The 1,720-nt window shown below is 75.5% G+C and carries 1 protein-coding gene and 1 pseudogene; one reads left to right on the plus strand and one right to left on the minus strand.

Features of this window, described 5'->3' with window-relative positions:
• Positions 1 to 217, plus strand: a pseudogene (locus ACFU99_RS42775) (lytic transglycosylase domain-containing protein); the annotation flags it as partial.
• Positions 218 to 328: 111 nt separating this feature from the next.
• On the opposite strand, the gene ACFU99_RS42780 reads toward ACFU99_RS42775, so the two are convergent.
• A complete protein-coding gene (locus ACFU99_RS42780; RefSeq protein ID WP_384403951.1) occupies positions 329 to 1,564 on the minus strand; it encodes an MBL fold metallo-hydrolase in 1,236 nt (411 codons plus the stop codon).
• Between the last annotated feature and the right edge of the window lie 156 nt (positions 1,565 to 1,720).

A 1,720-nucleotide genomic window follows, 5' to 3' on the forward strand; every position in this document is an offset into this window, starting at 1 on the left:
GGCCTGGCATCTGCACGACCTCGCCGCGCAGCTGCCCGCCCAGCGCTCCGGCGGGCACACCAAGGACGAGCTGCTGGCGCTGGGTTACAACGCCGGGGCGGGGAACATGTCCGCGTTCGCCCACGGCGCGAAGCCGGGCCCGGCGGCCCAGTCCTACCTGGACCGCCTGCACCAGAACTGGGACAAGGCGGGAGAGGCCGTGAAGCACCCCGGCTGACCGGGGCCTTGGGGGCGCGTACGGACCCGCGTGCGTTCCCGCGTGCGTACGACGGCGCGCGTACGGGCGTACGTACCGGGCGTACGTACCGGGCGCGCCCCCGCCGCGTCGCTACGCCTGGAGCACGGCCTCCTCCGCGGGCCCCGACGGGTCCGGCCGCCCCGCCCGGTCCGTGCCCGCGAGCAGTGGCCAGCCGCCCGCCGGGGCGACCGCCACCGCCCGCCACCACGGGTCGACCGGCGGCGGCGACGCGGGCTCGAAGGGCTGGCCGGGGCGCGGGGCGGCGACCGTCGCGCCGGCCCGCTCGGCGGCGGCGACGGTGCCCTCGGCGGGCTCGTGCCACGGGTGCGGGGCGAGGTTGAAGGTGCCCCAGTGGATCGGCAGCATGACGCCGCCGGGCGCGCCGCCGATCTCCAGCGTCTCGCCGGGCGCCCCGGACGAGGCGCCCTGGAGGTCCCGGTGGGCGCGCATGCCCTCCTCGGGCGTCATGTGGATGTCCGGCCACATGTCGCTGTAGGCGCCGATCTGGATCATCGTCGCGTCGAACGGGCCGTACTCCGCGCCGATCTCCGCGAAGCCGGGGAAGTACCCGGTGTCGCCGCTGTGGAAGATCCGGTGCTCGGGCCCGGCCACCACCCAGGAGGCCCACAGAGTGTGCTGGGTGTTGCGCAGCCCGCGGCCGCAGAAGTGCCGGGCGGGGGTGGCGGTGAGGGTGAGGCCCGCGATCTTGGCCGATTCTCGCCAGTCCAGCTCGGTGGTGTGCTCGGCCGGTACGCCCCAGTGCTCCAGGTGGGCGCCGATGCCCAGCGGCACGACGAAGTGGGTGCCGGTGCGGGCCAGCGCCCGTACGGACGGCATGTCCAGGTGGTCGTAGTGGTCGTGGGAGATGACGACCGCGTCCACGCGGCCCAGTTCGCGCAGCGGCACCGGCGCCGGGTGCAGCCGGCGGGGGCCCACGAAGGCGAACGGCGAGCAGCGCTGCCCCCACACCGGGTCGAAGAGCACCCGCCGCCCGTCGATCTCCGCCAGCACGCTGGAATGGCCCATCCAGGTCAGCCGCAGCCCGGAGGCGGGCGGTTCGGCCAGGTCGGCGAGGGTCGTGGGGTATACCGGCACGTTCCCGTCCGGGGCCCGGCTCGCGCGCTCCTCCTTCTTGAAGTACGTGGGCAGGAACTTCAGCATCGAGCCGGAGGGGGCGACCGAGGCCGCGACCGGGTTGGTGAACACCCCGTCGGCGAAGTTCGGCGACCGCCGGATGCGCGCCATCCGCTCTCCGGACGGGTCGGCCCCGAATGCGGCGGGTCGCAGCGCGTCGAGCGGGGAGGTTTTCGGGCGGGAGCCGGTCACGGCGCCTCCAGAGTGAGGGGGCAGGTCACCCCATTATCTGTACGGTGCGCGCCCGCACGAGGTGATCTTCGTCAGGTCGGCTGCCGGTCCTCTCGGGCGGGCGGCCCGCGGCGCCCGCCCCGCCGTCCGGGTCCGCCCCCCCTGGTACGGGCCCGG

This window comes from Streptomyces sp. NPDC057654 (genome assembly GCF_042800135.1).
Classification (GTDB): Bacteria; Actinomycetota; Actinomycetes; order Streptomycetales; family Streptomycetaceae; genus Streptomyces.